Annotated in this window: 24 protein-coding genes; all 24 read right to left on the reverse strand. The window is 61.1% G+C overall.

The genetic code is table 11. The features are described 5' to 3' along the window. Positions 1-18: 18 nt before the first annotated feature. Positions 19-327, reverse strand: coding sequence for an urease subunit beta (locus HB680_RS24430; RefSeq protein ID WP_109627750.1), 309 nt, complete (start codon positions 325-327; stop codon positions 19-21). After that, positions 324-860, reverse strand: coding sequence for a GNAT family N-acetyltransferase (locus tag HB680_RS24435; RefSeq protein ID WP_213940997.1), 537 nt, complete (start codon positions 858-860; stop codon positions 324-326). Before HB680_RS24435 ends, HB680_RS24430 begins: the two co-directional genes overlap by 4 nt. Before the next feature lie 6 nt (positions 861-866). Continuing rightward, positions 867-1,400: a GNAT family N-acetyltransferase gene (locus HB680_RS24440; protein WP_213940998.1), complete on the reverse strand. Its 534-nt coding sequence runs from the start codon at positions 1,398-1,400 to the stop codon at positions 867-869. A 9-nt stretch (positions 1,401-1,409) separates the two neighbouring features. Continuing rightward, positions 1,410-1,712 (reverse strand): urease subunit gamma, encoded by a 303-nt coding sequence (gene ureA / locus HB680_RS24445; protein WP_033055605.1) that lies wholly within the window; start codon positions 1,710-1,712, stop codon positions 1,410-1,412. A gap of 164 nt (positions 1,713-1,876) precedes the next feature. After that, positions 1,877-2,716: an urease accessory protein UreD gene (locus HB680_RS24450; RefSeq protein ID WP_213940999.1), complete on the reverse strand. Its 840-nt coding sequence runs from the start codon at positions 2,714-2,716 to the stop codon at positions 1,877-1,879. 30 nt (positions 2,717-2,746) lie between these two features. Continuing rightward, positions 2,747-3,445, reverse strand: coding sequence for an urea ABC transporter ATP-binding subunit UrtE (gene urtE, locus HB680_RS24455; protein ID WP_007950600.1), 699 nt, complete (start codon positions 3,443-3,445; stop codon positions 2,747-2,749). A gap of 138 nt (positions 3,446-3,583) precedes the next feature. Continuing rightward, positions 3,584-4,453, reverse strand: a complete 870-nt coding sequence (gene urtD, locus HB680_RS24460) for an urea ABC transporter ATP-binding protein UrtD (protein WP_213941000.1) — start codon at positions 4,451-4,453, stop codon at positions 3,584-3,586. Continuing rightward, positions 4,453-5,529, reverse strand: coding sequence for an urea ABC transporter permease subunit UrtC (urtC, locus tag HB680_RS24465; protein WP_213941001.1), 1,077 nt, complete (start codon positions 5,527-5,529; stop codon positions 4,453-4,455). The genes urtD and urtC overlap by 1 nt, the downstream gene beginning before the upstream one ends. Then, positions 5,529-7,031 (reverse strand): urea ABC transporter permease subunit UrtB, encoded by a 1,503-nt coding sequence (gene urtB / locus HB680_RS24470; RefSeq protein ID WP_213941002.1) that lies wholly within the window; start codon positions 7,029-7,031, stop codon positions 5,529-5,531. The genes urtC and urtB overlap by 1 nt, the downstream gene beginning before the upstream one ends. Positions 7,032-7,394: 363 nt before the next feature. Next, entirely contained in the window at positions 7,395-8,660 is a 1,266-nt protein-coding gene (gene urtA / locus HB680_RS24475) for an urea ABC transporter substrate-binding protein (protein WP_213941003.1), read from the reverse strand. A 374-nt stretch (positions 8,661-9,034) separates the two neighbouring features. Then, positions 9,035-10,045 carry an iron ABC transporter permease gene (locus tag HB680_RS24480; protein ID WP_213941004.1) on the reverse strand — a complete coding sequence of 337 codons (1,011 nt, stop codon included), beginning with the start codon at positions 10,043-10,045 and terminating at the stop codon, positions 9,035-9,037. Then, complete coding sequence (locus HB680_RS24485) at positions 10,042-10,989, reverse strand: ABC transporter substrate-binding protein (RefSeq protein WP_213941005.1); 948 nt, start codon at positions 10,987-10,989, stop codon at positions 10,042-10,044. Before HB680_RS24485 ends, HB680_RS24480 begins: the two co-directional genes overlap by 4 nt. Next, complete coding sequence (locus HB680_RS24490; protein WP_213941006.1) at positions 10,986-11,774, reverse strand: ABC transporter ATP-binding protein; 789 nt, start codon at positions 11,772-11,774, stop codon at positions 10,986-10,988. Before HB680_RS24490 ends, HB680_RS24485 begins: the two co-directional genes overlap by 4 nt. A 225-nt stretch (positions 11,775-11,999) precedes the next feature. Next, positions 12,000-14,120, reverse strand: a complete 2,121-nt coding sequence (locus HB680_RS24495) for a TonB-dependent receptor (RefSeq protein ID WP_213941007.1) — start codon at positions 14,118-14,120, stop codon at positions 12,000-12,002. A 150-nt stretch (positions 14,121-14,270) separates the two neighbouring features. Further along, on the reverse strand, positions 14,271-15,650 hold the full coding sequence (locus tag HB680_RS24500) for a PepSY domain-containing protein (RefSeq protein WP_213941008.1): 1,380 nt from the start codon (positions 15,648-15,650) through the stop codon (positions 14,271-14,273). Positions 15,651-15,780: 130 nt separating this feature from the next. After that, the gene (locus HB680_RS24505; protein ID WP_213941009.1) at positions 15,781-17,856 is read right to left on the reverse strand and encodes a TonB-dependent copper receptor; all 2,076 of its coding nucleotides are present in this window, start codon (positions 17,854-17,856) and stop codon (positions 15,781-15,783) included. 247 nt (positions 17,857-18,103) lie between these two features. Continuing rightward, on the reverse strand, positions 18,104-18,544 hold the full coding sequence (locus HB680_RS24510; RefSeq protein WP_213941010.1) for a DUF2946 domain-containing protein: 441 nt from the start codon (positions 18,542-18,544) through the stop codon (positions 18,104-18,106). Between the two features lie 20 nt (positions 18,545-18,564). Further along, positions 18,565-19,044 carry a copper chaperone PCu(A)C gene (locus tag HB680_RS24515; RefSeq protein WP_213941011.1) on the reverse strand — a complete coding sequence of 160 codons (480 nt, stop codon included), beginning with the start codon at positions 19,042-19,044 and terminating at the stop codon, positions 18,565-18,567. Positions 19,045-19,092: 48 nt separating this feature from the next. Next, positions 19,093-19,491 (reverse strand): DUF2946 domain-containing protein, encoded by a 399-nt coding sequence (locus HB680_RS24520; RefSeq protein ID WP_213941012.1) that lies wholly within the window; start codon positions 19,489-19,491, stop codon positions 19,093-19,095. A gap of 98 nt (positions 19,492-19,589) precedes the next feature. Continuing rightward, the gene (locus HB680_RS24525; protein WP_213941013.1) at positions 19,590-19,880 is read right to left on the reverse strand and encodes an addiction module antidote protein; all 291 of its coding nucleotides are present in this window, start codon (positions 19,878-19,880) and stop codon (positions 19,590-19,592) included. A 3-nt stretch (positions 19,881-19,883) separates the two neighbouring features. Next, on the reverse strand, positions 19,884-20,186 hold the full coding sequence (locus tag HB680_RS24530; RefSeq protein ID WP_213941014.1) for a type II toxin-antitoxin system RelE/ParE family toxin: 303 nt from the start codon (positions 20,184-20,186) through the stop codon (positions 19,884-19,886). Between the two features lie 190 nt (positions 20,187-20,376). Beyond that, on the reverse strand, positions 20,377-21,105 hold the full coding sequence (locus tag HB680_RS24535; RefSeq protein ID WP_213941015.1) for a cobalt-precorrin-6A reductase: 729 nt from the start codon (positions 21,103-21,105) through the stop codon (positions 20,377-20,379). Beyond that, positions 21,102-22,199: a cobalt-precorrin-5B (C(1))-methyltransferase gene (locus HB680_RS24540; protein ID WP_213941016.1), complete on the reverse strand. Its 1,098-nt coding sequence runs from the start codon at positions 22,197-22,199 to the stop codon at positions 21,102-21,104. The genes HB680_RS24535 and HB680_RS24540 overlap by 4 nt, the downstream gene beginning before the upstream one ends. Beyond that, positions 22,192-23,403, reverse strand: a complete 1,212-nt coding sequence (gene cbiE / locus HB680_RS24545; RefSeq protein WP_213941017.1) for a precorrin-6y C5,15-methyltransferase (decarboxylating) subunit CbiE — start codon at positions 23,401-23,403, stop codon at positions 22,192-22,194. The genes HB680_RS24540 and cbiE overlap by 8 nt, the downstream gene beginning before the upstream one ends. Positions 23,404-23,494: the final 91 nt, after the last annotated feature.

Genomic DNA, 23,494 nt, shown 5'->3' on the forward strand with positions numbered 1-23,494 from the left:
TTCGGAGCACCACAGACATCAATCGAGGTCACCCATGATCCGCCCGGCAAACCCGAACACCCGGCGATGCCCGGCCAAATCCACCAGCTCGACCTCGCGACTCTGCCCCGGTTCGAAGCGCACGGCGGTGCCGGCGGGGATGTTCAGGCGCATGCCGCGGCTGGCGGCGCGGTCGAAGGTGAGGGCGTCGTTGGTTTCGAAAAAGTGGTAATGCGAGCCGACCTGGATCGGCCGGTCGCCGCTGTTGGCCACCTTCAGGCTGACGGTGCGGCGGCCGACGTTGAGTTCGATGTCGCCGGGCTGGATCTGGTATTCGCCGGGAATCATCCATTCACTCCTTGCAGGATTTTGTAGTAGAGGGCCGTCGGTCGATAGTTGCCGGCGGGGTCGCAGGCGTAGTCGGGGATTTGACCGGCGCGGGTGTAACCCAATGCCTTGTAGAAGTCTTCGGCGGGGGAGCCGGCCTCGGTGTCGAGGTAGAGCATGCCGCGCTTGTGCTGGCGGGCGGCGAGTTCCAGGGCACTCATCAATTGCTGGCCGAGGCCGCGACGGCGGGCGTGTTCACGCACCAGCAATTTCTGCACTTCGGCGCGGTTCAGGCCGTTGGCTTTCTGGCACAGGGTCAGTTGCACGCTGGCTTGCACCTGCTCGTCCTTGACCACTACCCACAACAGCACATTGCCCTGGTTCAGGTTGGCCTGGACCTCATCGAAATAGGCCCGGGCCTGAGTTGCATCGAGGTCGGCCATGAAACCGACGCTGGCGCCATACCCCACGGCGTCCAGCAGTAAATCGATCAAACCCTGGCGATAGTGCGCAAAGCTTTCAACATTCACGCGGCGCAGTTGGGCGGCGTTCATCGGGTATCACTCCTTGTGAGCCCCGGGCGGCATGGCGCCCGGGTCGAGGGTCAGTTGCATGAAGGTCAGGTCCAGCCAGCGGCCGAACTTGGTGCCCACTTGTGGCATTTGGCCGGTGACGACAAAACCGGCGCGATCGTGCAGTCGAATCGACGCACCGTTGCCGCTTTCGATGGCGGCGACCATCACGTGTTTGTTGCAGCCCTTGGCGCGTTCGATCAGCTCGGTCATCAATTGCGGGCCGAGGCCGTTGCCGCGCTGGTCGCTGCGTACGTAGACCGAGTGTTCGACGGTATGGCGAAAGCCGTCGAACGGCCGCCAGTCACCGAATGAAGCGTAGCCCAGCACGGTGTTATCACCGTCGACGATCACCAGGATCGGATAACCCTGGGATTGCCGCGCGCTGAACCACGCCTGGCGGTTGCCCAGGTCCACGGCCTGTTCGTTCCAGATCGCGGTGGTGTTGAGCACCGCGTCGTTGTAGATGTCGCGGATCGCCGGCAGGTCGGCATGCAGCGCATCACGAATGAGATAAGTCATGGCGCGGCCTCAGGCGATCGGTTGGTGGACGGTGACCAGTTTGGTGCCGTCGGGGAACGTCGCTTCGACCTGGATCTCCGGGATCATTTCCGGGATACCTTCCATCACTTGTTCGCGGCTCAGCAGGGTGGTGCCGAAATGCATCAGCTCGGCCACGGTGCGACCGTCACGGGCGCCTTCGAGCAGCGCTGCGGAGATGTAGGCCATGGCTTCCGGGTAATTGAGTTTCACGCCGCGAGCCAAACGCCGCTCGGCGACGAGGCCGGCGGTGAAGATCAACAGCTTGTCTTTTTCGCGTGGGGTCAGGTCCATCGTTGGAATCCATTTTTGGCAGAATGAAAATCTTGCGTCTTGCATCTGTAGGAGCTGCCGAAGGCTGCGATCTTTTGATCTTGATCTTCAATGGGTCAGGATCAAAAGATCGCAGCCTCGTTTCACTCGACAGCTCCTACCAGCTCCTACAAGGGAATCGGTGTTCAGGTGCTCCATATTCTGGGGGGGACGGCTTCTCGTCCGAGCAACGCAGGTCTGAGTAAGCGCCACAAATCGATAAGCCAACCCCGTGCCAACAACGCCTCACCGGCCAGACACCGTGCCACCAACAGCCCCGGCAACTGGGTCAAATCCCCGCGTACGTCGTTGGGCAGCGAGCGACAGGTTTCCAGCAGTTCACTGTCGATCTCCCCGGTCACCAGCAACGTCGCAAACACCGGTTGGCCATCCAGCCCGATCGGCGAGTCGAGCAATCCATCACCGCCGACAATGCGCTGGCGTTCGTGCCAGAGCAACTGGCCGTCGCGGCGGATGTCCAGTTTGGCCTGGAAATGCCCGAGGTCGAAGCGCTCGCCACTGGCCGGGCGACCCAGCGCCACCACGTCCCAGTAGAACAACCGGGCATCGCCTTCAAGGTTGATCGAGGTGCTGAGTTCGGCCTGGGCCGCGCTGAAAATGATCGTCTCCTGGGGCAACCATTCCAGTGTCGCACCGGCCGCGACGTTCAAGTCCAGCTGCTGATAAGCGGGGCTGGCGGCGCGATACCACTTGGCGGCGCCAGGGCTGGTGATTTGCGCCCAGGCGTCGCTGCCGACGCTGGCGCTGATGTCCAGCCGATCACCCCCGGCAATCCCGCCCGGCGGGTGAACGATGATGTGCTGGCACACCTCCGGCCCTTCGGCGTACAGGTGCTTTTGCACCCGCAGCGGGCCTTGATGGCGGCGCAGGACCGGACGCGTGCTGTCGCCGAAACGGGCGTAGCCCAGCTCCAGCTCGGCGTGCCAGCTCGGGGTAAACAGGACAATGGAGGCAGGTAAATTCATATCGTCTAATTATCGTCAGGACGCTACAGACTAGATCGTAACCAGTCCGCGCACACCTTCGGCTTCCATATTTTCACCGCGCCCCTGTTGCACGATCTCGCCCCGGGACATCACCAGGTATTGATCGGCCAGTTCGGCGGCGAAATCGTAAAACTGTTCCACCAGCAAAATCGCCATGTCGCCCCGGGCCGCGAGCTTCTTGATCACCGCGCCGATTTCCTTGATCACCGACGGCTGGATGCCTTCGGTGGGCTCGTCGAGAATCAGTAAACGCGGACGGCTGGCCAAGGCCCGGCCAATCGCCAATTGCTGCTGTTGGCCGCCGGACAAGTCACCGCCACGCCGTTGCTTCATTTGCAGCAGCACTGGGAATAGCTCGTAAATGAACGCCGGTACTTCTTTCGCCTCGCTGCCGGGGAACCGCGACAGGCCCATCAGCAGGTTTTCTTCCACGGTCAGCCGACCGAAAATCTCCCGGCCCTGGGGCACGTAGGCGATCCCGGCGTGCACCCGTTGGTGCGGCTTGAACGTGGTGATCGGCTTGCCTTCCCAATTCACCGCGCCTTCTTTGGCCGGCAGCAAACCCATCAGGCATTTGAGCAGGGTGGTCTTGCCCACGCCGTTGCGCCCGAGCAGGCACGTGACTTCGCCGACCTTCACGTCAAACGAGAGACCGCGCAGGATGTGGCTACCGCCGTAGTACTGGTGCAGCTTGTCGACTTGCAGCATGGTCAAATTCCTTCTGTTCACACAGAACCCTGTGGGAGCGAGCTTGCTCGCGATAGCGGTATGTCTGTCGACATTGATGTTGGATATGAAGCCGTCATCGCGAGCAAGCTCGCTCCCACATTGATAGGTATTCGCAGTTCAGCGACCGAGGTAAACCTCGATGACGCGCTCATTGTCCTGCACCTGCTCCAGCGACCCTTCCGCCAGCACGCTGCCCTGGTGCAACACGGTGACGTGGTCGGCGATCGAGCCGACGAAGCCCATGTCGTGTTCCACCACCATCAGCGAATGCTTGCCGGCCAGGCTTTTGAACAGCTCGGCGGTGAATTCGGTTTCGGCGTCGGTCATGCCCGCCACCGGTTCATCGAGCAGCAGCAATTGCGGGTCCTGCATCAACAACATGCCGATCTCCAGGAACTGTTTCTGCCCGTGGGACAACAACCCTGCCGGGCGATTGACCGAGGAGGTCAGGCGTATGGTGTCCAGCACTTCACTGATGCGATCCTTCTGCTCGCCGGTCAGGCGCGCCCGCAGGCTGGCCCACACCGACTTGTCGGTTTTCTGCGCCAGTTCCAGGTTTTCGAACACGCTCAAGGCTTCGAACACCGTCGGTTTCTGAAACTTGCGACCAATGCCGGCCTGGGCGATTTGCACTTCGCTCATCTGCGTCAGGTCCAGGGTTTCACCGAACCAGGCCTTGCCGTGACTCGGGCGGGTCTTGCCGGTGATCACATCCATCAGCGTGGTTTTACCCGCACCGTTGGGGCCGATGATGCAGCGCAATTCGCCGACGCCGATGTACAGGTTCAGAGCGTTCAACGCTTTGAAACCGTCGAAGCTGACGCTGATGTCTTCCAGAGTCAGGATCGTGCCGTGGCGCGTGTCCAGGCCGGGGCCGACACTTTGGCCGAAGCCGATGTTGTCGCGGCTGGTGCCCGCGTCCTTGTTCGGTTCCACCGGGAAAAAGGCTGGCTCGAGCATAAATTCCGCCGTTGGTGTGATTCTCATTATTCGCCCCTTTTCTTCAGCAGACCGATCACGCCTTTGGGCAGGTACAAGGTCACGATGATGAACAGAGCACCGAGGAAGAACAGCCAGTATTCCGGGAATGCCACGGTGAACCAGCTCTTCATGCCGTTGACCACGCCGGCGCCGAGCAACGGCCCGATCAGCGTGCCGCGACCACCCAAAGCGACCCACACGGCGGCTTCGATGGAGTTGGTCGGCGACATTTCGCTCGGATTGATGATCCCGACTTGCGGCACATACAACGCACCGGCCAGGCCGCACAGCACCGCGCTCAACACCCAGACAAACAACTTGAAACCACGCGGGTCGTAGCCACAGAACATCAAGCGGTTTTCGGCATCGCGCAACGCGGTCAGCACCCGGCCGAACTTGCTTTGCGCCAGGCGCCAGCCAATGAACAGACTCGCCACCAGCAACACCACCGTGGCAAAGAACAACACTGCGCGCGTCCCCGGTTCGGTAATGCCAAACCCGAGAATCGTGCGGAAATTGGTGAAGCCGTTGTTGCCGCCAAACCCGGTTTCGTTGCGGAAGAACAGCAACATTCCGGCGAAGGTCAGGGCCTGGGTCATGATCGAGAAATACACGCCTTTGATCCGCGAGCGGAAGGCGAAGAAGCCGAACACCAATGCCAACAATCCCGGCGCCAAAACAACAAGGCACATGGCCCAGAGGAAGCTGCTGGTGCCGGTCCAGTACCACGGCAATTCGGTCCACGACAGGAACGTCATGAACGCCGGCAAGGCATCACCCGAAGCCTGACGCATCAGGTACATGCCCATCGCATAACCGCCGAGGGCGAAGAACAAGCCGTGACCCAGGGACAACAGCCCGGCGTATCCCCAGACCAGATCCAGCGCCAGGGCAACGATGGCGTAGCAAAGAATCTTGCCCACCAACGTCAATGTGTAGGCCGAGACATGGAAGACGCTGACGGGCGATAGCAGTGATAGCAGCGGCAACGCCAGCAGCACCACGAGAATGACCGCGCCAACGGCGATGGTGACTTTGGGGCCGGCCTTTTGTGAGGCGGTGACCATTAGAGGCTGGTTCATCAGTCGATCACCCGTCCTTTCAGTGCGAAGAGGCCTTGCGGACGTTTCTGAATGAACAGAATGATCAGCGCGAGGATCAGGATCTTGCCGAGTACGGCACCGATTTGCGGTTCGAGAATTTTGTTGGCGATACCGAGGCCAAACGCGGCGAGCACGCTGCCGGCCAACTGGCCGACACCGCCGAGCACCACCACCAGGAACGAGTCGATGATGTAGCTTTGGCCGAGGTCCGGGCCGACGTTGCCGATCTGACTCAGGGCCACGCCACCGAGCCCGGCGATGCCCGAACCGAGGCCGAAGGCGAGCATGTCGACGCGCCCGGTGGGTACGCCGCAGCACGCGGCCATGTTGCGGTTCTGCGTGACGGCGCGCACGTTCAGACCCAGGCGAGTCTTGTTCAGCAGCAGCCAGGTCAGCACCACCACAAACAGCGCGAAGGCGATGATCACGATGCGGTTGTAGGGCAGCACGAGATTCGGCAGCACTTGAATCCCGCCCGACAACCACGCCGGGTTGGCCACTTCGACGTTCTGCGCGCCGAACAGCAAACGCACCAACTGAATCAACATCAGGCTGATGCCCCAGGTCGCGAGCAGGGTTTCCAGCGGGCGCCCGTAGAGGTGACGAATCACCGTGCGCTCCAGCGCCATGCCGATCCCGGCGGTGACGAAAAACGCGACCGGCAATGCGATCAATGGGTAGAACTCGATGGCTTGCGGGGCGAAGCGCTGGAACATCAGCTGCACCACATAAGTCGAGTACGCGCCGAGCATCAGCATCTCGCCGTGGGCCATGTTGATCACGCCGAGCAGGCCAAACGTGATCGCCAAACCAAGGGCGGCGAGCAGCAGGATCGAGCCCAGGGACATGCCGCTGAACGCCTGGCCGAGCAACTCGCCGATCAGCAGTTTGCGTTTGACTTGAGCGAGGCTGGTTTCGGCGGCGGTGCGCACGCCGGCATCGGCTTCGACGCCGGGTTCGAGCAAACCTTCAAGACGCGTACGGGCCAACGGGTCGCCGGTTTCACCGAGCAAACGCACGGCGGCGAGGCGCACGGCGGGATCGGTGTCGACCAGTTGCAGGTTCGCCAACGCGAGGCTCAGTGCGGCGTGAACGCTTTCATCTTTTTCGCCAGCCAGTTGCTGGTCGAGGAATTTCAGCTGCGCCGGTTTGGCGCTTTTCTGCAATTGCTGCGCGGCAGCGAGACGGGTTTTCGGGTCGGCGGCGAGCAGTTGATGGCTGGCCAGGGCGGTGTCGATCAGACCCCGCAGGCGGTTATTCAGGCGCAGGGTTTTGGGTTGGCCGTCGACGGTCAACTCGCCTTGTTGCAGGGCGTTGATCAGTTCGACACGGGCGGGGTCGGGCTGCGCGGCCCAGGTTTCCAGGAGTTTGGCTTGCTGCATGGGATTGGCGGCGACGAAGTCTTCGGCGTCGCTGGCGTGGGTGGCCATCGGCAGTAGCAGCGCGAGGGCGAGGATGAAACGGTAGAGGGCAGTGGGCATTAGTGGTGTCCTGTTCAGCGGCGGCCGATGAGACTGTGTTCGGCTTTGAATCGACCCCTCACCCTAACCCTCTCCCCAAAGGGGCGAGGGGACTGACCGAGGTGATTGGCAGATAGGCTGCGACCTGCAAAATCGAGCCGAACTCAGGCTTTGAAAAGCATGAAGATCGGCTCCCTTTCCCCCTCTCCCCAAAGGGGCGAGGGGACTGACCGAGGTGTTTGGCAGATAGGCTGCGACCTGCAAAATCGAGCCGAACTCAGGCGTTGAAAAGCATGAAGATCGGCTCCCTTTCCCCTCTCCCCTTTGGGGAGAGGGCTGGGGTGAGGGGTGGATTTCAAGTCTTCCCCAAAACCCGGATCCGCCTCAGTTGCTCTTCACCGCATAATCCGGCTTCTTGTCGTTGCCATCGATAAACGGGCTCCACGGCTGGGCGCGGATCGGGCCTTCGGTCTGCCACACCACGTTGAACTGACCGTCGGCCTGGATCTCGCCGATCATCACTGGCTTGTGCAGGTGGTGGTTGGTCTTGTCCATGGTCAGGGTGTAACCCGATGGCGCGGCAAAGGTCTGGCCGGCCAGGGCTTCGCGGACTTTGTCGACGTCGGTGGACTTGGCTTTCTCCGCCGCTTGCGCCCACATGTGAATGCCGACGTAGGTGGCTTCCATCGGGTCGTTGGTCACCGCTTTGTCGGCGCCCGGCAGGTTGTGTTTCTTGGCGTAGGCTTTCCAGTCTGCGACGAATTTCTTGTTAGCCGGGTTCTCCACCGATTCGAAGTAGTTCCACGCCGCGAGGTTGCCCACCAGCGGTTTGGTGTCGATGCCGCGCAGTTCTTCTTCGCCGACCGAGAACGCCACAACCGGAACGTCAGTAGCTTTCAGGCCCTGGTTGGCCAGTTCTTTATAGAACGGCACGTTGGAGTCGCCGTTGACCGTGGAGATGACCGCCGTCTTGCCGCCCGCCGAGAATTTTTTGATGTTGGCGACGATGGTTTGATAGTCGCTGTGGCCGAACGGGGTGTAGACCTCTTCGATGTCCTTGTCTGCCACACCTTTGGAGTGCAGGAACGAGCGCAGGATTTTGTTGGTGGTGCGCGGGTAGACGTAGTCGGTGCCGAGCAGGAAGTAACGCTTGGCGCTGCCGCCTTCTTCGCTCATCAGGTATTCCACCGCCGGGATCGCCTGCTGGTTCGGCGCGGCGCCGGTGTAGAACACGTTTGGCGACATTTCTTCGCCTTCGTACTGCACCGGGTAGAACAGCAAGCCGTTGAGTTCTTCGAACACCGGCAACACCGATTTACGCGATACGGAAGTCCAGCAGCCGAACACCACGGCGACCTTGTCCTGGGTCAGCAACTGCCGGCCCTTTTCGGCGAACAGCGGCCAGTTCGAGGCCGGGTCGACGACTACCGGTTCCAGCATCTTGCCGTTCACGCCGCCCTTGGCGTTGATTTCGTCGATGGTCATCAACGCCATGTCTTTGAGGGATGTTTCGGAGATCGCCATGGTACCGGACAGGGAGTGCAGGATACCGACCTTGATGGTCTCTGCGGCCTGGACCGTCCAGGTCATGCCCATCGCGGCAATGGATGCCGAGAGTGTGAAAGCCTTGATCAAGCTGCGACGCTTCATTGTGCTAACTCCGTGAACATTAGTATTTTTTTTGATTGGCAGAGGCGGACTACTGAAAGCTGTTTTGCAAGGGCTGTGCCTGGTCGGGTTTTGGCAAGAAAATGTCGTGTTAGAGCGGTTGCGCGGGGACGGCGGCGCACCAGGAAGGGACGCCGAGGATGCACTGGTGCGTCGGGTTGCGCCAGATTGGGGCGAAGACTGATGCAGGAACTGTGTTGGTGCTGTGTATGAACTTGTAGGAGTTGTGTAGGAGCTGTGTAGGAGCTGTCGAGTGAAACGAGGCTGCGATCTTTTGACTTTGATTTTTTAAGATCAAAAGATCGCAGCCTCGTTTCACTCGGCAGCTCCTACAGGGGAATGAGGGGCTCTGAAGATCAGCGTCGGCGCATGAGGCCGATGAAGAACAGGCCGCCGATGGCGGCGGTGGCGACGCCGATGGGTAGATCTTCGGGGGCGATGAGGGTGCGGGCGGCGACGTCGACCCAGACCAGAAACACGCTGCCGAGCAAGACGCAAACGGGCAACAATCGGCGATGCTCCGCCCCGACCAACCGCCGCGCAATGTGCGGCACCATCAACCCGACAAACCCGATGGACCCGCTGATCGAAACGAGCACCCCGGTCATCAGCGACGCAATCAAAAACACCCGCAACCGCACGGTCCGGGCATTCAGGCCGAGCGTCACGGCAGTCTGCTCGCCTGCCATCAAGGCATTAAGCGGCCGAGCCATTCCCAGCAATAAAACCAGGCCAAGCAATACACTCGCGGCAGGCACGGCGAGCAATTCCCAACGCGCCAACCCGAGCCCGCCGAGCATCCAGAACATCACCGCCGAACTGGCGCGATGATCCCCCATAAACAGCAGCAAATTGGCAATCGCCATCATCACGAACGACACCGCCACGCCACACAACAACAGCCGATCACTGTCCAGCCGCCCGTTGCGATTGGCGATCATCAACACGATCAACATGCTCGCCAGCGCGCCGATAAACGCGGCAATCGGCAAGGTCAGTAGCCCGACAATCTCACCGACATGCAGCACCACAATCACCGCGCCCAAGGTGGCGCCAGAGGTCACACCGAGCAAATGCGGATCGGCCAGGGGATTGCGCGTCACCGCTTGCAACACCGCGCCGATCAACGCCAATCCGGCACCCACCAACGCCCCGAGCAACATGCGCGGCACGCGAATCAGCCACACGATATGTTCCTGCCCGGCAGCCCAGTCCGGCACGCCGATACCGAGCAGCTTGTGCAGTAAAATCCGCCACACCACGTCCACCGGCACTCGCGCCGGGCCGAAGCCCAGGGACACCACGCACGACACCAGCAACAGCGCGCCGAGGGCGATCAGCAGCAAGGCATAGCGACGATCGATCATTCGCCGTGGAACCCTTTGGCCAGGGTTTCAACCGCCAGCACGTTGTCGATCCCCGGCGTGGCCTGCACGTAGGGGATGACGATGAAGCGCTGGTTCTTGATCGCGTCCACCGATTGCAGGGCTTTGTTGTTGAGCAGGAATTGCTCTTTCTGCTCGGCGGTAACTTCGCCATAGTCGACGATCACGATCACTTGCGGATTGCGCTCGACCACGTTCTCCCAATTGACCCGCGTCCAACTGGCCTCGACGTCATCCAGAATATTGCGCCCTCCAGCGGCATCGATCAGCGCTTGCGGCATGCCGAGACGGCCGGACGTCATGGCCCGGTCTTCGCCGCTGTCGTAGAGGAACACCCGGGGTTTGTCGGCGGGCAGACTCTTGCGCACCTCCTCAACTTGCGCCTGCATATCCGCGATCAAGGTATTGGCGCGGTCCTGCACGTCGAAGATTTTGCCGAGGTTGCGCAGGTCGTTGTAGGTGTCGTCCAGGCTGGCCGCCGGGCGCTTCATCACGAACGCGCAGGACTCGGTCAGCTCATAGACATTGATGCCCAGCGGTTGCAGGGTTTGCGGCGTCAGGTCACCGCCGACGCGCATGCCGTAATCCCAACCGGCGAAGAAGAAATCGACGTTGGCGTTGAGCAGGGTTTCCACCGACGGGTACTTCGCCGCCAGTTCCGGCAGACCGTCGAGAATGGTCTGCATGTCGGGTGTAACCGACTTCCAGCCGCTGACGCCGCTATAGCCGACCATGCTCGACTTGAGGCCGAGGGCGAGCATCATCTGGGTCATGTTGATGTCGTGGCTGACCGCGTGTTTCGGCGCTTGTTTGAACGTCACGTCGCGGTTGCAGCTCTGGACGGTCAGCGGGTATTTCGTGGCCTCGGCAGAGGCTTGGGCAGCGCCCAGCAACAGGGCGACGCACAGCAGGGAACGCACAGTCATGGTTGGGTTATCCAGGTGATTCGGGGGTAGCCGTGGAGGGGGTGTTCATCGATCAGCGCTTCGACGCCGAATACATCGCGCAGCAGCAGGGCGGTCAGGACTTCTTTCGGCGTGCCGCTGGCGACGATGCGGCCGTGGTTGATCACGTACAAACGATCGCAGAAAGCGGCGGCCAGGTTGAGGTCGTGGATGCTCGCCAGCGTGCCGATGTTCAGGCGTTTGACCAATTGCAAAAGCTCAAGCTGATAGCGCGGGTCGAGGTGGTTGGTTGGCTCGTCGAGGATCAGTAGTTGCGGTTGCTGTGCCAGGGCGCGGGCGAGGATCACTCGCTGCTTTTCACCACCGGAGAGGGTGGCGAAGGCATGGTCTTCGAAGCCTTTTAAGCCAACGGATTCCAGTGCTTGATTGGCAAGGTTTCGGTCCTCCAGCGTGTCGCCGTCGAACAACCCTTTGTGCGGCGTGCGGCCCATGGCGACCACTTCTTCGACGGTGAGGCCGAAGGCGTCGGGGAACTCCTGCAAGACCACGGCGATGCGTTGCGCGCACCAGCGGGAGGATTGCTTCCAGACATTGTGGTGGTCGAGCGTGACCTCGCCGCTCTCGGGTTTGCTGAAGCGATAGGCGCAACGCAACAGGCTGGTCTTGCCGCTGCCGTTGGGGCCGATCAACCCGACAAACTCACCGGCGGCCACGTGCAACGAGGCATCACGCAGTTGGAACTGGTGATGACAATGGCCGTGGCCCAGGGGTGTCCAGGCGAGGTTGGTGAGGTTGAGCGAGGTCATGCGGGTTCCGTTGGGTGGTGATCGTGATTGCGGTGTTTGTCTGGTAGATCGACCCCTCACCCCAGCCCTCTCCCCAAAGGGGAGAGGGGGAAAGGGAGCCGATCTTCATGCTGTTCAAAGCCTGAGTTCGACTCGATATCTCAGGTCGCAGAATGTCGAAAGAACGCGTCGGTCAGTCCCCTCGCCCCTTTGGGGAGAGGGTTAGGGTGAGGGGTGGTTCTCAAGTCAAAACTCATAATCCGCTGTGACAAAAAACGACCGCGGCTCACCCAAAATCCACTGCTGCCCCTCATTGTATTGGCTTTGCGCATACTGCCGGTCAAACAGATTGTTCACCTGCAACCCCAGCGTCGTATTGCGCAGCGCTTTCCAGGACAACGTGGCATCGATCACGGTGTAGCTCGGCAACTCATTCCGGTTCGCCATGTCGGCAAAACGCGCATCGACATAACGCACGCCAGCGCCGGCCTTCAGGTCATCGTTGATCGCTTTGCTCAGCCACAAATTCGCCGTGCGGCGCGGTACATCGGTCGGGCGGTTGCCGTTGTATGACACAGTCTCACCGTTCACCACCGCCGAGAAATCGTCGTACCTGGCTTTGACGATGGCCGCGTTGGCTTGCAGTTGCCAGGCATGGGGCAGTTGTAGATCAAGGCTGGCTTCGAGGCCATTCGACGATTGCTGGCCAACTTGCTGTTTGAGCGTCGGGTTGCCCGGATCATCGGTCAGCAGTTTCTTTTTGACGATGCGATACGCCGCCAGGGTGAACTCGCCGCGCTGGTCCCAGAACAGTTGCTTCACACCGATTTCGGTCTGTCTGGCGGTGGACAAGTCATATTGCTGCTGGCTCGGGCTCAGAGAAATCAAGCCGCCGACGCCATCGGTGCTCGTGGCGTACTGGCCATAGAACGACGTGTCCGGCGTCAGCGCAAACACCAACCCGGCCTTCCAGTTGTTGCCGGTCAGGGTCTTGTCGCTTTGGCTGTCATCGATCAGGTTGGTGCGATCGACATGCACGTAGTCGCGGCGCACGCCGGTGATCACCGACCAGCGCTCGCTCAGTTGCGTGCGGTTTTCCGCAAACATCGACATCTGTTTGGTCGTGGACTGGAACTGACTGCGATACGGATCGGCACTTTCAAAGCGACCCGGTTGCGGGTGATACACATCCACCGGTTGTCCGTTCGGCAGCACGTCGTTGAATGGTGAATTGCTGTCGAGCTGGAAGCGGATGCGGTTGTAATCAACGCCCGTTACTGTCTGGCTGTCGAGGCCGAACAGGGTGTGTTTGAAGGTGAAGGTCTGGCGATCACCAATCTGTTCCTGGGTGTGGCCGATGCCGAAATAACCACTGCGGCTCAGTTGTTGGGTGTCGCGGTCGAAGTTGTAGTTCTCGGCGTTCTGCCAGCGGCGCTGGGCCTTGAGGTAATACAGCTCGTTGCTCGAACTGACGTTATCGGAGATATGCCATTCGCTGGTCAGCCGCGTCCATTGATCGTTGTAGTGCTGTTTGTCGTTGCTGACGTTGTAATTCTTGTCCCGCAGGCTTTCCTTGAAGCGGCCGTTGATCAGCGGCGTGCCGAAGTAGTTCATCGGGTTCTGGTCGCCGTAATCGTGGGCGAGGGTGAACGCCAAATCATCAGTCGCCTGCCAGCGCAACGCCGCGCTGATGAAGTCGCTGGCGGAATCGCCGCGATCAACCCAGCCATTGCTGCGCAGGCGATTGAGGTTCAAGCGATAGCTCAGGGTATCGGTCAGCGAGCCGCCGCTGTCGAAGGCTTGCTGCTGGGCATCGTAGGAACCGTAGCCAATGCGCAGGTGGTTTTCGATCTCGCCGTCGAAGGGCTTTTTCGGGATCACGTTGACCACCGCCCCGGTCGCGCCTTCGCCATACAACACCGAGGCTGGGCCGCGCAGGACATCGACGCGCTCCACCGACCAGGTGTCGACCGGGAACGTCACCGTGCCCATGCCGCTGTACAGGCGATTGCCGTCATACAACTGCATCACCGAACCCTGCCCGGTAAAACCTCGCGCCGACAACGACGTACCACCATCCCCCGGCGTGCCGGTGCGGCTGATGCCGGTGCTGCGCGACACCGCGTCCTGCACACTGCGATCACCGCGAGCACGGATCTGCTCACCGGTCAGGCTTTCGACACTGGCCGGGGTTTCCATCGCCGTGAGGTTCAGGCGCGAACCGGCGGTGGTCGGCGTGTTCAGGCTGACGCTTTGATCGTCCACGGCGGTGGCGGTGATGGTGCCGGTGGGCAACGTCAGCGCTTGCGCCTGGGCGTTGTTATTCAAAGCGAGCAGGCAAAGGCTGGACAAGAGGTACTTGTTCATCGGGGCGGTGAATCACTTCTGCAAAGAAAACCCGCAACATTCCGGTTGCGGGCAGGGCGGCTCATTTGCGTTATACAGTAACACTAAAAATGACCGGGAGATAAGCGCGCGAAGTCTACAGATCCCTCTAATGCGCGCATCTCGCCTGTTTCATGATGAAGGTGAGGCGGATTCAGTTTGTCGGTTGAAGCGCGACAGCAGCAGCCGATCGAGCAGCCACACGACTATCAGCGAAGCACCCACCAGCGGAAAAATCACCGCCAGCGCGAGCATGATCGCCACTCCGGTTTTCCATTTCGGCAAGTCGTGACGCAGCGGCGGCACACCGAATTTGCCGTCCGGGCGACGCTTCCACCAGATCACCACACCGCTGACGGCACTGAGCAGAATCATCAGACAGATCAGCAGCACGACGATCTGGTTGAACGCACCGAACATCTTGCCTTCATGCAACATCACGCCGATTTCCGTGGCGCGGGCAACGCTGCCGTATTGCTCGAAGCGCACGTCGGCGAGGACGTCACCGGTGTATTGATCGACGTGCAGGGTCGCGTCGTTGCGCGGGTCGTCGGCGAACACCGCGATGGTGAATACGCCGGTGGCGGTGGTCGGCAAGGTGATGCTGTAACCCGGCTCGACCTTGCGTTGCACGGCGATGTTTTGCACGTCTTGCAGGCTGATGGTCGGCGCTGCGGGACCGGCCGGTGCGGCGCCGTGGGCCATGTGTTCGGCGTGGTCGCCGGACATCGGCATCGGCGTGTTTTCCATGGCCCAAGGCACGGTCTGGCGCGTAGCGCTGTTGAGGCTGCGGGCTTCGACGTCGGACTTCGGCACGTTGTCCCACATCGCGGCCGGGAAGGTGTTCCAGACCTCGGCGTATTGCTTGCCCCAGAAACCGGTCCAGGTCATGCCACTGAGCAGCATCACCAGCAAAAACGCCGCGCCCCAGAAACCGGTAACAGCATGCAGGTCACGCCACAGCACACGCCCGCGACTGTTCAATCGTGGCCACAGCACGCCAGCAAACTGACCCCGTGGCCACCACAGGAAAACCCCGGACACCACCAACACCACGCCCCAACCTGCGGCCAGTTCCACCAGCCGATCACCGACGGTGCCGATCATCAGTTCGCCGTGAATCGCCCGGGCGAGGGCTTGCAGATTTTGCTTGGCGTCTTGCTCACCGAGGATGTCGCCGTGGTATGGGTCTATGAAAACGTTGAGCTCGTGACCGGCATTGATCACGACAAACTGTGCGCTGCGTTCCGCGTTGGGCGGTGGCAGGTATTGTTTGATCTGGCCTTGCGGGTACGCCAGTTTCACCCGCTTGAGCAGGTCGTCGGCAGACACCGCGTGATGCCCGGCCGGGACGTTCATCAGGCTGCCGTACATCAACGGATCGAGTTGCGGTTTGAACAGGTAAATCAGGCCGGTCAGGGCCAGCATGACCATGAAGGGTGCGACGAAGAGCCCGGCGTAAAAATGCCAACGCCAGGCCAGGTTGTAGAAGTTCGGTTTGGGCTGTTTCATCGGTTGTGCTCCGCTTTGGCATGGATCTGTTTTAGTTCTTGATGTGCGGTTCCTTCGCAACCCATCGCGAGCCAGCTCACCCTTCAAGTACTGCGCTGTCCCTGTGGGAGCGAGCCTGCTCGCGAAGCTTTTAAAAACTCATATCCACCTTGGTCCAGAGCGTGCGCCCCGGTTCGTTGATGGCTTGCGGGTCATTGGCCGGGTAGCCGAACCCGGCATTCCCCGCCAGGTTCAAGTGCTCGGCGTAGGCCTTGCCGAACAAGTTGTCGACGCCCGTGCTGACCTTCCAATTCTTGTTGATGCGGTACGCGCCGTTCAGCGAGAACACGCCGAAACCCGAGCTCTTGTCGAAGTCCTTGCCGACCACGTTGCCCTTGTTCTGGTCGATACGGTTTTGCGCCGCCACCACACGCCACAAGGCCCCGGCGCTCCAGTTGTCTTCGCTGTAGGTCAGGCCTAGTCGCGCGTCCAGCGGCGGCATTTGCGGCAGGGCCTTGCCGTCGCTGCTGTTCTTGCCCCAGGCGTAGGCCAGGGTCGCGTCGGCTTTCCAGTTGGAGGTCAATTTGTAAGCGGCACCGAGTTCGCCACCCATGATTCGCGCGTCGATGTTTTGCGCTTGTGAGGTGCTGCCCATCATCCCGGGCGTGTAGTTGAACAGGATGTAATCGCGCACCTGCCCGACGTAACCCGAGGCCCAGGCTTCGAGGTCTTCGGTCTTGTATTGCAGGCCGAAGTCGAGCTGGGTGGTTTTCTCGGGCTTGATCGAATCGAAAGCATTCACCGAACCGGCGGCACCGGCATCAGGGGAAAACAGCTCCCAGTAATCCGGGAAACGCTGGGCGTGGCCGAGGCCGGCGTACAGCGTGGTCGGGCTGTCGGCCAGGTCACGCTCGTAGCGGATAAAGCCGCTGGGCAGGGTGTCGGCGCGGGTCTTGTCGGCCGTCGGGTTCGGCATGCTCATCATGCCGGTGTCGGTGGTCTGCCGATAATCCTTGGCTGAGGCGCGGTCCACCCGCGCTCCGGTGATCACGCGATCGCGGTCGGCGGCGTACCAGGTCAGCTCGCCGAATACGCCGTAGTTATGGAAATCGGCGTCCTTGGTGTAGGGCAGGTCTTTATAGGTGTCGATGCCCATGCTGCTGCGTTGGCGGTGCTCGTTGGTCTGGGCGTCGAGGCCGCTGATCAACTGCACGTCTGCCCAGCGCCAGGTGGCTTTGATCCGCGCGCCAAGAGTGCGACGGTCGACGTTCGAAGCCATCGGTCCCGCCATCATCCCGGTGCCGGACGGCGTGCGCAGGGTGTAGTTGTCCATCACGTGGTCGGCGTAGTTGTAGTAGACCTGAGCCTCGACCTTATCCAGCACGTCGCCGATGTTGGACTTTTCGAAACGCAGGCCCAGGCTTTCGCGCTTGAACTGCGAACCGTCCATGCCGCGCCCGGCGTAACGCGCTTCGCCATCGCCCTTGCCGGCGGTGAGTTCCAGCAGGGTGTCGGCGTCCGGGGTCCAGCCGAGCGCCACGTCACCGTTCCACTTGTCGTAGCGCGACGCCACGGTGTCGTTGTTGCCGTCCTTGTAGTCGTCGGAATGCGCGGTGTTGCCGATCACCCGCACGTAGCCCAGAGGCCCGCCGGCCGCGGCGTCCACCACTTTGTCGAAGCGACCGTTGGAGCCGGCCAGCACGCTGGCGTTGACGCGGGTGCCGAGTTCGCCGAAGTGTTCCGGTTCGCGGTCGAACAGGATCGTGCCGGCGGAGGCGCCCGGGCCCCAGAGCACGGTTTGCGGGCCTTTGATCACGGTGAGTTTGTCGTAGGTTTCCGGGGAGATGTACGACGTTGGCGCGTCCATCCGGCCCGGGCAGGCGCCGAGCATCATGCTGCCGTTGGTGAGGATGTTCAGCCGCGAACCGAACATGCCGCGCAGCACCGGGTCGCCGTTGGTGCCGCCATTGCGCACCAGGGCGAAGCCGGGAATGGTCTTCAGATAATCGCCACCGTCACTGGCCGGCACCGGTTGGCGCGGGTCCTTGGGATTGGTGACGATGGTCAGCGGCGAACTCGGGGCGATGGCGGTGATGACCGTCGGGCTCAACTCTTCGGAGTGGCCGGCGTGTTCATCGGCCAGCGCCATCGGGGTCAGTAAAACGCTGCACAGGACGGCGGTAGCGTGGGTGCAACTCAAGCGTGTGTTAGCAGAAAACCTGGACATGACAATTTCCATCGAACAGTCGTAAACGACACGGCCGGCAGCCTTGGAGCAATGCCAAGCAGTCAAGGAGTTCAACATTGCCATCCCTGAGGGAGCGGGCTTGCTCGCGAAAGCGGTATGCCAGTCGACATTAACGTTGACTGACACTCCCTCTTCGCGAGCAAGCCCGCTCCCACAGGTGCGCGCCTTAACTGATCAGCACTGCGCCTTGGTCTGTTTTCTAAGCCGTGTGAGATCGGGTGGGTGTTTACGCGACGATGGGCGGCGCGCGGGTGCGGGCGCCGGGAAAGAACGGTTGCCGGGCGTGGCCCAGGCGAGGGGAGGGTGTGGTGAAGGTGTTGGTGGTCGGTGTGTCGAAGGCAACGAAAGTCTGGCCGCCGGTGAGCGCCGGGCAGTTGAACAGCAGGCTGCAATAGCCGCATTTTTCCCAGAGCGCATGGTGTTCGGCGGCGGGTGGGCAGTGCTCTTGCGCCTGTTCGCCGTGCCCGTCCATGCTCATGCCCATCGGCATGCTCATGCTCATGCTGATGTTCATGAGCGGCGAGGCGCGCTGATCCATCGGCATCGACTGAGAAATCAGTGGACCGATAAAGATCATCAACATGGCGAACAGGCTGATCCAGCTGCCGCGGGTCAGTCCTGACGACTGACGGCGGTGTGCGGATGACCTGGCGCTAAGCGGGCGCATGGCGTTTGCGGCTCAGGCGATTACTGGGCGTGAGCGTGCATCTGCATATCTTCCGGCGGTTTTTTCTGCACCGAGACTTCAACCGTCACGTCACCGGACTTCTCGAAGTGCATCGTCAGCGGGAAACGTTTGCCGTCGCTCAACAGGCTGCGGTCTTTCAGGTTCAGCAGCATCACGTGATAGGCCATCGGTGCGAATGTGACGTTGCCGCCAGCCGGGATATCGACGCTCGGCACCTGCTGCATTTTCATCAGATCGTTCTGCATGACGTGCTCATGTAACTGGGCGATTTCCGAAATCGGCGAATCGACACTCAGCAACCGGTCAGCGGTTTTGCCGTTGTTGTGAATCACGAAGTAAGCCGCCACGGTTGGCGCGTTGGGCGGCAGTTCCTGCGACCACGGATGGGCGATTTCCAGCGCCCCGGCCTTGTATTCGTGGGCATTGGCGAAACAGGCAGGCAACAGCAGCGCGGCCAGAACGATGAGTTTGTTCAACATGGCAGTTCTCCAGAACGATTCAAAACGCAGGTCAATTGCGAGAAGGAATCACACCAGAGGGGACGCGCGGGGATTGAGACTCGGCCATTGCTGGCGCGGTGTGGGCGAATCGAGAGAAGCGGCGGGCAAGCTGCGATTGGCCTCGAACGGCGCGAAATACAGCTGCGGCACATGCCCCGGCAACGCCACCAACGGCGCGGAACCCGAGCAACACCAGCAATGCTGCATGTTGGAATGATCGTCGCTTGTCGGGGATTTCTGTTCCAGCGTGCCCAGGGAAATCGCTACCATCCTGGTCCCGCTGGAGGTGCAAAAACTGCCCCACAACAACTGCTCGGCGGGTGACTTCGCCGCCTGCGCCATCGCTCCGCTCAACGGCATGGCGAGCATATTGAACAGCACTGCAAAGCAGGCGATCCAGGCAAATGCGAGCCGTTGTCGGGACATGGGACAAATCCGGTTGAGTGGGCGATCAGGCGCGGCCATTTAGCCTGATCAGGGCCGATAAGTAAAAAAGCGGCGTGCGGTGTGGTGTCGCAGCACGCTTAGAGAGCAACGGCGTGCAGACGCAGGCCCAAGGCTTTCATAACTTTCATGATAGTCGCGAATTCCGGATTGCCAGTGCTGCCTAGCGCTTTGTACAGACTCTCGCGACCTAAACCGGCATCGCGGGCGATTTGTGTCATACCTTTTGCTCGGGCGATGTCGTTGAGCGCGGCGCGTATAAGAACGCCGTCGCCTGCATCTTCGTCGAAGCAAGCATCAAGATAAGCGGCCATCTCTTCCGGTGTTTTAAGGAACTCGGCGGCGTCGAAGCGGGTGAACTGTTCGGTCATGACTTACTCCTCGTTACCGATGGTTTGCGCCATTTGAACGGCGCGTTTGATATCTCGTTTTTGGGTCGACTTGTCTCCACCTATCAGTAGGAAATAAACCACTTCACCTCTGCGAGTGAAGTACATCCTGTAGCCGGGACCGTAATGAACGCGCATTTCATAGACCGCTGCCCCAACCGGCTCGCAATCACCAAAGTTTCCATGTTCGGCAGATCGGAGTCTGGCGATGATGAGAGCCTTGCCAATGGTGTCTTTCAATGAGTCGAGCCAATCGGCAAATACACGGGATTTTTCGAAGTGGATCATAACGTAATCGTATTCCTTGGGATACAGTCTGGCAAGTACCGCTTTTTGGGGGATGAGGCTGGCCGTCCCTCATGAAAGGTGGGTCTGCTTGATCGGGTTAGAGGAATCCGAATATAGGGCTGAAGTTAATGGGGGAATAGCCGGCGCTTTCCTGAAAATCTGCCAGCCAATTCTCAGGTTTTTGAAGACCTCAGGAATGGTCTGACACGGACAAGGCTTTCAGCACTTGTTCGACCGACCCAAACTCCCGCTCAACCCCCACCAACACCGGCCGCTTTAACACCAACACCGGCACCCCGCGTTCCCGCGCCACTTCGAGCTTCGGCTCCGTCGCGGTGCTGCCGCTGTTTTTGCTGATCAACACGTCGATCTGCCGACGCTCGAACAGCTCACGTTCATCCTCGATCACAAACGGCCCACGGGCGCCGATGACTTCGCAGCGTTCGTTGCCGGGGTAAACGTCGAGGGCGCGCAGGGTCCAGAATTGCGCTGGCGGGATTTCGTGCAGGTGTTGCAAGGGCTCGCGGCCGAGGGTGAACAGCGGTCGGCGGAAGGGTTTGAGGGCTTCGATCAATTCAGCCCAGTCGCTGACTTCGCGCCAGTCATCGTCGGCCTGTGGTTGCCAGGCCGGACGTCGCAGGGCCCAGCACGGGATGCCACACCGTTTTGCGGCGGTCGCGGCGTTCTGGCTGATTTGCGCCGCGTAGGGGTGGGTGGCGTCCAGCAGCAATTCAATGCCTTCGTCACGAATGAACTGCGCCAGACCTTCCGCGCCGCCGTAACCGCCGACGCGAACCTGACAGGTTAAATCCGTCGGCACACGACCGACGCCGGCCAGGCTGTAAATATGTTCCGGGCCTAGCGTCCGGGCGATGGCCAAGGCTTCCGTCACGCCACCGAGCAGCAATACACGCTTCATTCAAAAGCTCCCGCATGACCCACAATCCCGCCCTGTCGATCGATGGCAAACACCTCGACCTGAACCTGTGCCGGCACCACGCTGCGAGCGAATTCCAGCGCATGGCGACACACTTCATCTCCCAGCGCGATGCCAACAGCACTGGCCATGGCCAGCGCCTGCTGACTGGTGTTCGCTTCGCGAATCGATTGTTGTAACGCTTCATCAGCGCCAATTCCGGCTGCCCATTCCGCCAGTTGCGGCAGGTCGATGCTCGAATGCCGACTGTGCAAATCCATATGCCCGGCCGCCAATTTGCTGATCTTGCCGAAGCCGCCGCACAGGCTGAGTTTATCCACAGGCACTCGGCGCACATGCTTGAGCACCGCGCCGACGAAGTCGCCCATTTCGATCAGGGCGATTTCCGGCAGGTCGTAGACCCGGCGCATGGTGTCTTCGCTGGCATTGCCGGTGCAGGCAGCGATGTGCAGGTAGCCGTTGGTTTTTGCGACGTCGATGCCCTGGTGGATCGAGGCAATGTACGCCGCGCAGGAAAATGGCCGCACGATCCCGCTGGTGCCGAGGATCGACAGGCCGCCGAGAATCCCCAGGCGCGGGTTCATGGTTTTCAGTGCCAGGGCTTCGCCGTTTTCGACGTTGACCGTGACCTCGAAACCGCCGCTGTAGCTCGATTCTTCGGCGAGTAAGGTCAGGTGATCGGTGATCATCTTGCGCGGCACCGGGTTGATCGCCGGTTCACCGACGTTCAACACCAAACCTGGCCGGGTAACGGTGCCGACACCTCGGCCAGCAATAAACCGAATGCCCGGTTCGGCGTCCAGGCGCACGCGGGAATAGAGCAATGCTCCGTGGGTCACATCCGGATCATCACCGGCGTCCTTGATCGTCCCGGCCTCGGCACCATCGTCGAGCAAACGGCAGAACTCCAGGCGCATCTGCACCCGTTTGCCTTTGGGCAGGACGATCTCTACCGCGTCGGCACTCGCGCCACTGAGCAACAGGCGCGCAGCCGCGAGGCTGGTGGCCGTGGCGCAACTGCCGGTGGTCAGGCCGCTGCGCAGGGGCGCGGGGTGTTCGGCGGTTTCGTCACGCATCGAGCGGTTTCGTCACATCAAGCAGGGTAATCGGCAGCGCCTGGCGCCAGGTATCGAACTCGCCCAACGGTTGCGCCTGGGCAATGTGGATGCGGGTCAGCTCACCGCCGTGTTGTTCGCGCCAGGCCATCAGGGTCATTTCGCTTTGCAGGGTGACGGCGTTGGCGATCAGGCGGCCACCGGGTTTTAGCGCGGCCCAACAGGTGTCGAGCACACCATCGCGGGTCACGCCGCCGCCGATGAAAATCGCGTCCGGACGTTCGAGGCCGGCCAAGGCGTGCGGTGCGCTGCCGCGAATCAGTTGCAGGCCCGGAACGCCCAGCGCATCGCGGTTGTGTTCGATCAACAACTGTCGACCGTCATCCGCCTCGATGGCCAGCGCCCGACAGCTTGGGTGAGCGCGCATCCACTCGATGCCGATCGAGCCGCTGCCCGCGCCGACGTCCCACAGCAGTTCGCCGGGTGTTGGCGCGAGGCGGGCGAGGGTGATGGCGCGCACGTCGCGTTTGGTCAGTTGGCCGTCGTGCTTGAACGCGGAGTCCGGTAACCCGGCCAGTCGAGACCGGCGCGGTGTGTGCGGTTCGGCGATGCATTCGATGGCGACCAGATTCAAGTCAGCGATTTCGACCGGGTTCCAATCACTGGCAACGCCTTCTATTCGCCGTTCAGCTTCGCTGCCCAAGTGTTCCAGGACGGTCAACCGGCTCAACCCAAAACCCTGCTCATGCAGCAACGTCGCGATAGCCGCCGGACTTTGCCCGTCATTGCTCAGCACCAATAACCGCACGCCACTGAACAGGTGCGCATTGAGCGCAGCCACCGGTCGAGCCACCACCGAAAGCGTTACCACCTCGTGCAACGGCCAACCCATTCGAGCCGCTGCGAGGGAGCAAGAGGAAGGCGCCGGCAAGATCAACATCTGCTCGGCAGGCACTTGCCGCGCCAGGCTGGCGCCGACGCCAAAGAACATCGGATCGCCGCTGGCCAGCACGCACACCGGTTCACCATGGCGCTCCAGCACCGGGGCCAGGGAAAACGGGCTCGGCCACAACTGCCGCGCGCCACGAATGCACACCGGCAGCAAATCCAGTTGGCGCTGGCCGCCAATGATCCGCGAAGCGCCCAGCAGCGCCCGTCGGGCGTTTTTGCCCAGGCCCTTGAAGCCGTCTTCACCGATTCCCACTACTGTCAGCCAGGGTTGCATCCGCCATCCTCAAAAAAAGTCCGCAAACGGACTGTTCCGACGGGCAGGCTTTTCATGCCGTCGAACAAAGCAGGCATAATACCGCGCCTTC

The organism is Pseudomonas sp. dw_612 (assembly GCF_018449725.1).
Lineage (GTDB): Bacteria > Pseudomonadota > Gammaproteobacteria > Pseudomonadales > Pseudomonadaceae > Aquipseudomonas.

Coding starts and splice junctions, on each gene's coding strand:
- HB680_RS24430 (WP_109627750.1), bottom strand. CDS start 327: ATGATTCCCGGCGAATACCAGATCCAGCCCGGCGACATCGAACTCAAC.
- HB680_RS24435 (WP_213940997.1), bottom strand. CDS start 860: ATGAACGCCGCCCAACTGCGCCGCGTGAATGTTGAAAGCTTTGCGCAC.
- HB680_RS24440 (WP_213940998.1), bottom strand. CDS start 1,400: ATGACTTATCTCATTCGTGATGCGCTGCATGCCGACCTGCCGGCGATC.
- ureA (WP_033055605.1), bottom strand. CDS start 1,712: ATGGACCTGACCCCACGCGAAAAAGACAAGCTGTTGATCTTCACCGCC.
- HB680_RS24450 (WP_213940999.1), bottom strand. CDS start 2,716: ATGAATTTACCTGCCTCCATTGTCCTGTTTACCCCGAGCTGGCACGCC.
- urtE (WP_007950600.1), bottom strand. CDS start 3,445: ATGCTGCAAGTCGACAAGCTGCACCAGTACTACGGCGGTAGCCACATC.
- urtD (WP_213941000.1), bottom strand. CDS start 4,453: ATGAGAATCACACCAACGGCGGAATTTATGCTCGAGCCAGCCTTTTTC.
- urtC (WP_213941001.1), bottom strand. CDS start 5,529: ATGAACCAGCCTCTAATGGTCACCGCCTCACAAAAGGCCGGCCCCAAA.
- urtB (WP_213941002.1), bottom strand. CDS start 7,031: ATGCCCACTGCCCTCTACCGTTTCATCCTCGCCCTCGCGCTGCTACTG.
- urtA (WP_213941003.1), bottom strand. CDS start 8,660: ATGAAGCGTCGCAGCTTGATCAAGGCTTTCACACTCTCGGCATCCATT.
- HB680_RS24480 (WP_213941004.1), bottom strand. CDS start 10,045: ATGATCGATCGTCGCTATGCCTTGCTGCTGATCGCCCTCGGCGCGCTG.
- HB680_RS24485 (WP_213941005.1), bottom strand. CDS start 10,989: ATGACTGTGCGTTCCCTGCTGTGCGTCGCCCTGTTGCTGGGCGCTGCC.
- HB680_RS24490 (WP_213941006.1), bottom strand. CDS start 11,774: ATGACCTCGCTCAACCTCACCAACCTCGCCTGGACACCCCTGGGCCAC.
- HB680_RS24495 (WP_213941007.1), bottom strand. CDS start 14,120: ATGAACAAGTACCTCTTGTCCAGCCTTTGCCTGCTCGCTTTGAATAAC.
- HB680_RS24500 (WP_213941008.1), bottom strand. CDS start 15,650: ATGAAACAGCCCAAACCGAACTTCTACAACCTGGCCTGGCGTTGGCAT.
- HB680_RS24505 (WP_213941009.1), bottom strand. CDS start 17,856: ATGTCCAGGTTTTCTGCTAACACACGCTTGAGTTGCACCCACGCTACC.
- HB680_RS24510 (WP_213941010.1), bottom strand. CDS start 18,544: ATGCGCCCGCTTAGCGCCAGGTCATCCGCACACCGCCGTCAGTCGTCA.
- HB680_RS24515 (WP_213941011.1), bottom strand. CDS start 19,044: ATGTTGAACAAACTCATCGTTCTGGCCGCGCTGCTGTTGCCTGCCTGT.
- HB680_RS24520 (WP_213941012.1), bottom strand. CDS start 19,491: ATGTCCCGACAACGGCTCGCATTTGCCTGGATCGCCTGCTTTGCAGTG.
- HB680_RS24525 (WP_213941013.1), bottom strand. CDS start 19,880: ATGACCGAACAGTTCACCCGCTTCGACGCCGCCGAGTTCCTTAAAACA.
- HB680_RS24530 (WP_213941014.1), bottom strand. CDS start 20,186: ATGATCCACTTCGAAAAATCCCGTGTATTTGCCGATTGGCTCGACTCA.
- HB680_RS24535 (WP_213941015.1), bottom strand. CDS start 21,105: ATGAAGCGTGTATTGCTGCTCGGTGGCGTGACGGAAGCCTTGGCCATC.
- HB680_RS24540 (WP_213941016.1), bottom strand. CDS start 22,199: ATGCGTGACGAAACCGCCGAACACCCCGCGCCCCTGCGCAGCGGCCTG.
- cbiE (WP_213941017.1), bottom strand. CDS start 23,403: ATGCAACCCTGGCTGACAGTAGTGGGAATCGGTGAAGACGGCTTCAAG.